Source organism: Flavobacterium sp., assembly GCF_044368995.1.
Classification (GTDB): Bacteria; Bacteroidota; Bacteroidia; order Flavobacteriales; family Flavobacteriaceae; genus Flavobacterium.
In genome coordinates, this window is sequence record NZ_JBIPMS010000014.1 from 20,939 (window position 1) to 27,017 (window position 6,079).

Sequence of the window (6,079 nt, forward strand, 5' to 3'; positions counted from 1 at the left end):
CTTATTTCTTTTTTTGTAATTTTGGTAGGATAAATGAATTAAAAATCGACATAGAAAAACCATAAAACAAACCAGCTGTTATAGCTTTTTGAACGTCTTTATATTCTGCAAAATACATGATTACACCAAAAATTACAGCGTAAATTAGCATCTCGATGATGAATCTTTTTAGATGGAAATTTTTCATACTACTCTTTATTTTTACTATCAATAATTATAGTCACTGGTCCGTCATTCACTAATGCTACTTTCATATCTGCTCCAAATTGTCCTGTTTGGATTTTTTTGCCTAATTCCAATTCTAAAAGTTCTACAAATTTTTCATACATCGGAATTGCAATTTCAGGTTTCGCGGCTTTAATATAGCTCGGTCTGTTTCCTTTTTTGGTTAATGCATGAAGGGTAAATTGACTTACTACAAGTATATCACCATCACAATCTTTTACAGAAAGATTCATTACATTATTTGCATCTCCAAAAATACGAAGATACACAATTTTAGAAACCAACCAATTACTATCTTCCATAGTATCAGCTTCTTCAATACCAACTAAAATTAAAAGTCCTTGATGTATTTGAGCCACTTTTTGTGAATCAATAGTAACGGAAGCTTCGGAAACTCTTTGAATAACTACTTTCATTATAATTGTGAATTATAAATTATTTTCTCGTTTCATCGCTGGCAATTCGGTCTTCTCCGTAAATGTCATTTCGGTATTGTTCTTCGTCGCCTTCTAAAATTTTCAAATAACTTTGATACCTGCTCCAAGTAATTTTATCTTCATCGAGTGCTTTTTTTACAGCACAATTTGGCTCTTCTTTATGTAAGCAATTGTTGAATTTACACGCTTCTTTTAAAGCAAAAAGTTCTGGGAAGTAATCCGAAACCTCTTGTTTTTCCATATCTACCATTCCAAAACCTCTAATTCCAGGTGTGTCAATAATTCTGATATTGTTTGACAAATCAAACATTTCAGCAAAAGTTGTTGTATGTTGCCCTTGCGCGTGGGAATTAGATATTTCTTTAGTTTTTAACTTTAATGTAGGCTCAATGGCATTCACTAAAGTTGATTTGCCCACTCCAGAATGTCCAGAAAACATAGACACTTTTCCTTTCATGATATCCATTAATTCAGCTACGCCTTTGTTATCGGTTGCAGAAACTCGCAAACAAGTGTACCCAATTTTGGTGTAAATGTGTTGTAAATACAATTGTTCGTTTAAAGTAGCTTCGTCAAAGGTGTCAATTTTATTGAAAATTAAAATAGCTTCAATGCCATAGGCTTTTGCAGTAACTAAAAATCTATCAATAAAACTGGTTGTAGTAATTGGATTATTGATCGTTACAATTAGAAAACCAATATCAATATTAGACGCAATAATATGTGTTTGCTTTGATAAATTTACTGATTTACGAACTATATAATTTTTTCTATCGTGAATGTGCGTTATAATTCCGTTTACTTCATCTACCGTTTCGTCTAAATCAAAATCTACCACATCGCCTACTGCAATTGGATTCGTGCTTTTAATGCCTTTCATACGGAATTTACCTTTGATACGACAATTATAAAATTGGTTATCTTCGGATTTTACGTAATACCAACTTCCGGTAGATTTATAAACGATTCCTGTCATGTTAATTTGTAAACGATGAATGACAAATTTACTCTTTATTATTTAAAATCTATAATTGATAATTTATTTAAATCTTATTTATTATTTTTTCCTGATGTGCAATACTTTCTTGATGAATGGCCTTGTAAATTCTCAAAATAAAATCCTCATTTAATCCTTTATTTTCACCATCTAAAATCATTCTACCTAAAATTTCGTTCCAACGTTTATTTTGTAAAATGGCAACGTTTTTCTCTTTTTTAAGTTGTCCGATTTTCTCGGCTAAATTCATTCTTTTTCCTAAAATTTCAATCAATTTTGTGTCTAATTCATCAATGTAAGCGCGTTGTAAAGCCATTTCTTTATTCCATTCTGCATTTTCATCAGTTTCTTTTCTCATTTTCAAATCAATGAAAATTTGTTTCAATACCGCTGGTGTAACTTGCTGTGCCGCATCGCTCCAAGCATTATCTGGATCAAAATGGGTTTCAATCATTAACCCATCATAATTTAAATCTAAAGCCTGTTGCGACACTTCCTGAATCATATCTCGTTTACCTGTAATATGCGAAGGATCGCAAATTAATGGTAAATTGGGAAATCTATTTTGCATATCAATCGCTATTTGCCATTCTGGATTGTTTCTAAATTTGGTTTTTTCATAAGTTGAAAATCCTCTATGAATCACTCCTAAATTTTTAATCCCAGCTTGATATAAGCGTTCTAGTCCACCAATCCACAAAGACAAATCTGGATTCACTGGGTTTTTGATCAACACAATTTTATTGGTATTTTGTAAAGCATCTGCAATTTCTTGTACCGTAAAGGGATTTACAGTAGTTCGCGCACCAATCCAAAGAACATCAATATCATATTGTAAGGCCAATTTTACATGATTGACATTGGCAACTTCTATGGCCATCAACAAACCTGTTTCAGCTTTTGCTTTCTGTAGCCATTTGAGACCAATTTCACCCACACCTTCAAATCCTCCAGGTCGCGTTCTTGGTTTCCAAATTCCAGCACGAAAAATAGAAACATCAGAATTTTTTAATTCATGAGCAATTTTTAAGACTTGCTCTTCGGTTTCAGCACTGCATGGCCCAGCTATAACTAGGGGATGATTTAATTTTAAATCTACCAACCATTGTTGGTGTTCTTTTGTGATTTCCATTTTATTTGTATAAAAAATCCCGAAAAAATCGGGATTTATTAATTTATATACTTTTAATATAACTGAAAAGTTATACTAATTATCGGCGATTTTTAAGCTATTACAAATATATAAAATATTTAATAACTTAAACTTACCAATCCATTATCTTGAACTATAATTTGTCCAGTAATTCCATTCGATGCTTCTGTTAATAAAAAACAAGCGGTTTGAGAAACATCAACAGGATTTAAAATTCGCTTTAAAGGATGTTTCGCAATCATATTTTCTCTTATTTGATCTGAACGTAAAATTCCTGCAGCCAATGGCGAATCAATTAAAGAAGGCGCAATAGCATTCACTCTAATTTTAGGAGCAAATTCAGCAGCCAAACTTTTTACTAAACCTTCAACAGCTCCTTTTGCTGCAGCAATACTTGCGTGATATGGCATTCCTGACTGCACCGCAACCGTACTAAACATAACAACGCTTGCCTGTTCTGATTTTTTTAAAATTGGCAAATAGTGTTGAAATGCTTTTAAAGCACCAAAAAAGTTCACATTTAAATCCGAATTAAAATCTTCTAAACTCAAACGATTAAATGGTTTCAAATTGATGCTTCCTAAACAATATACCAAACCATCAATGGCTTCGATAGTTGGTAAAACGTCCGTTAAGGCATCCAATTGGTACCAATTTCCATTAAAAGAATAAGTAGGTTCTGAACGAGAAATAACATGACAAAAATTACCTTTATCGGATAATTCTTTTACAATTTGTTCTCCTACGCCTTTGCTTCCGCCAATTATTAAATAGTTTTTCATAAGCAATTTTAATTTAAATATTTTTCAAAATCGTTGACTATTACTTTTGCTTTAATGTCCGACATTAGACTGTATAAACCAAAAAAAGTTCGGTTTACGTAAATGAAATGTTTAGATCCTCTGTTGCCATTCATTTTTCGTAATGTTTTGTCGCTAGAAAATTTTCCACTTAATACCGCAATTTGAGTTTGAAATTCAGGTTGTGCAAAATCAAAAACTACCGCTTGAATTGGCTGAGTAAAAACACTTAGCAAATCATGAAACAGATTTGTAAAAAAATCTAGTTCCTTAGGTGTGTCTGTGCTTTTAAGAATTTCTAATTCGTATAATTTTTTTGTAAAATAGTCCATGTCATTTAAAGATTCTTTTGTAGATACTTCAAAATAAGGCACATAAAAATCATTGGGGATTTCTTTCATACATCCAAAATCAATCGCAATTAAGTTGTCTTTTTCATCTACTAAAAAATTACCAGGATGCGGATCAGCATGAAATTTTTTCAATTGATGAATTTGATACATGTAAAAATTCCACAAAGTTTGTCCTACTTTATTGCGCTGCTCTTGAGACGCGTTACTAGAACAAAATTCAGATAAATGAATCCCATTCATCCAATCCATTGTAATAATTTTGTCCGAAGAATATTCAGGGTAATATTTTGGAAATAATAAATTATCAATTTTCTCACAATCTTCAATAACTTTCATTGATTGCGAAATTTCCAATTTATAATCTGTTTCTTCAGTTAATTTTTCCTCAACTTCTTGAAAATATTCATCAGAAGTTCCTTGTAAATTAAACATTCTAACAGCAATTGGCTTCACTAATGCAATATCAGAACCGATACTTTCTCGTATGCCTGGATATTGAATTTTAACAGCTAAATCTTTACCGTTTTTTGTAGCTTTATGAACTTGACCAATGCTTGCCGCATTTATTGAATCTGGAGAAAAAGTATCAAATAATTCTTCTGGATATTGTTTAAAATAGGTTTTAAACGTTTTTCGAACCAAAGGCGCTGAAAGAGGCGGAACAGAAAATTGCGACAACGAAAACTTATCTACATAAGATTGCGGCAATAAGTTTTTTTCCATGCTTAGCATTTGTGCCACTTTTAAAGCACTTCCCTTTAATTCTTTTAATCCATCATAAATATCTGAGGCATTACTTTCGTGTAATTTGTCTTTAGTTAAAGATGGATTAACCACTTTTTCACCGTAATATTTTAAGTAATTTCCTCCAACTTTCACTCCTGTGGTAACTAATTTTGTTACTCGCTGCATCTTTCCCGTTGGAATACTATCTATTTTATTCATTATTTTTTGTTGTGTTTATGATTTGGAAAACATGCCATTCATTTGTTCTTTCCATAAAAATTTTCCAAAATCGATAATGCTTTGTGTTGGAATATTATAAGCCAAATCGAAACTAGCTTTAACTGATTTTTCAATGAAAATATCTGTTTTTTCAAAGTTTTTAGATTCGTCTTTCATCCAAAAATTGAAAATAGAGAGAAATTGTAACCAAGAAGCTTCTTGTAAGACTTTATCTTGGATTTTAACAACAGTTTCTTGTTCAATTTTAATTGGCTTTTCTAAAATGGTTAAGGCATAATCCAAATACACTTCACGAAGTTTGCTCATTTTACTCAAGTTTTTCATTGGGTTTTTATCTTGTTCTAACAAGTAAATAACAAAACTTCTATTTGCAGTTGCCATTTCAAAAAAAGTAAAATAAAAGGCAGATAACTTGTCTGCACTTTCATACGATTGATAGGCTTCGTTTTTTTCTAATAAAGTTAAAGAATAGTCAAACATAGCAACGAAATATTGCTTTTCTAACGATTCAAAAGAAGTGAAAAATTGATAAAAATCAGATTCTGTCATGCCATTTTGTTTGGCAAACTCATAAACCGAATTTGGTTTTTTGCCATGCGTTAAACTATAATCTGTGTATGCAGAAATAATTACATCTTCGGTAATTGCTAACTTTTTTTTTGGTGCAGCCATAATAATCTTATTTTGTTGAACAAATTTACGTAAATATTAAACAATAAAAAGAATATTAACTTAAATTTATCTATTAAAGTATTGCATTTATTTATTATTTTTGTTGAAAAGAAGAATATGTCAATAGAAGTAAAAAACATCACCAAAACGTACGGAACACAAAAAGCGTTGGACAACGTAAGTTTTTCTGTAAAAAAAGGAGAAATTGTTGGTTTTTTAGGTCCAAATGGAGCCGGAAAATCAACATTAATGAAAATATTGACAACCTATTTAACAGCTGATGAAGGCGAAGCCAACGTAAATGGTTTTGATGTGATTTCAGCTCAAAAAAGCGTACAACAATCTGTTGGGTATTTACCAGAACACAATCCGTTGTATTTGGATTTATATGTGCGTGAATATTTAGAATTTAGTGCTGATGTGCACAAAACAGACAAAAATCATATCCAAGAAGTGATTGAATTGACGGGTTTAAC

General features: G+C 31.3%; 8 protein-coding genes. 1 reads left to right on the forward strand and 7 read right to left on the reverse strand.

The genetic code is table 11. From position 1 onward, the window contains the following. Position 1: 1 nt before the first annotated feature. The 7 genes from ACIQ2I_RS02335 to ACIQ2I_RS02365 form a co-directional block, all read right to left on the reverse strand. Complete coding sequence (locus ACIQ2I_RS02335) at positions 2 to 187, reverse strand: hypothetical protein (RefSeq protein WP_396180829.1); 186 nt, start codon at positions 185 to 187, stop codon at positions 2 to 4. A gap of 1 nt (position 188) precedes the next feature. Next, positions 189 to 641, reverse strand: a complete 453-nt coding sequence (gene dtd, locus ACIQ2I_RS02340; protein ID WP_396180830.1) for a D-aminoacyl-tRNA deacylase — start codon at positions 639 to 641, stop codon at positions 189 to 191. A gap of 19 nt (positions 642 to 660) precedes the next feature. After that, positions 661 to 1,638 (reverse strand): ribosome small subunit-dependent GTPase A, encoded by a 978-nt coding sequence (rsgA, locus tag ACIQ2I_RS02345; protein WP_396180831.1) that lies wholly within the window; start codon positions 1,636 to 1,638, stop codon positions 661 to 663. Positions 1,639 to 1,705: 67 nt separating this feature from the next. Continuing rightward, complete coding sequence (locus tag ACIQ2I_RS02350; RefSeq protein WP_396180832.1) at positions 1,706 to 2,791, reverse strand: chorismate mutase; 1,086 nt, start codon at positions 2,789 to 2,791, stop codon at positions 1,706 to 1,708. 119 nt (positions 2,792 to 2,910) lie between these two features. Further along, a complete protein-coding gene (locus ACIQ2I_RS02355) occupies positions 2,911 to 3,594 on the reverse strand; it encodes an SDR family NAD(P)-dependent oxidoreductase (protein ID WP_396180833.1) in 684 nt (227 codons plus the stop codon). A gap of 8 nt (positions 3,595 to 3,602) precedes the next feature. Beyond that, entirely contained in the window at positions 3,603 to 4,910 is a 1,308-nt protein-coding gene (locus ACIQ2I_RS02360; RefSeq protein WP_396180834.1) for an ABC1 kinase family protein, read from the reverse strand. Between the two features lie 15 nt (positions 4,911 to 4,925). Then, positions 4,926 to 5,603 (reverse strand): TetR/AcrR family transcriptional regulator, encoded by a 678-nt coding sequence (locus ACIQ2I_RS02365; RefSeq protein ID WP_396180835.1) that lies wholly within the window; start codon positions 5,601 to 5,603, stop codon positions 4,926 to 4,928. 117 nt (positions 5,604 to 5,720) lie between these two features. On the opposite strand from ACIQ2I_RS02365, the gene ACIQ2I_RS02370 reads away from it, so the two are divergent. Beyond that, positions 5,721 to 6,079 (forward strand): ATP-binding cassette domain-containing protein (locus ACIQ2I_RS02370; protein ID WP_396180836.1); only part of this gene is annotated, 359 nt, incomplete at its 3' end.

Coding starts and splice junctions, on each gene's coding strand:
- ACIQ2I_RS02335 (WP_396180829.1), bottom strand. CDS start 187: ATGAAAAATTTCCATCTAAAAAGATTCATCATCGAGATGCTAATTTAC.
- dtd (WP_396180830.1), bottom strand. CDS start 641: ATGAAAGTAGTTATTCAAAGAGTTTCCGAAGCTTCCGTTACTATTGAT.
- rsgA (WP_396180831.1), bottom strand. CDS start 1,638: ATGACAGGAATCGTTTATAAATCTACCGGAAGTTGGTATTACGTAAAA.
- ACIQ2I_RS02350 (WP_396180832.1), bottom strand. CDS start 2,791: ATGGAAATCACAAAAGAACACCAACAATGGTTGGTAGATTTAAAATTA.
- ACIQ2I_RS02355 (WP_396180833.1), bottom strand. CDS start 3,594: ATGAAAAACTATTTAATAATTGGCGGAAGCAAAGGCGTAGGAGAACAA.
- ACIQ2I_RS02360 (WP_396180834.1), bottom strand. CDS start 4,910: ATGAATAAAATAGATAGTATTCCAACGGGAAAGATGCAGCGAGTAACA.
- ACIQ2I_RS02365 (WP_396180835.1), bottom strand. CDS start 5,603: ATGGCTGCACCAAAAAAAAAGTTAGCAATTACCGAAGATGTAATTATT.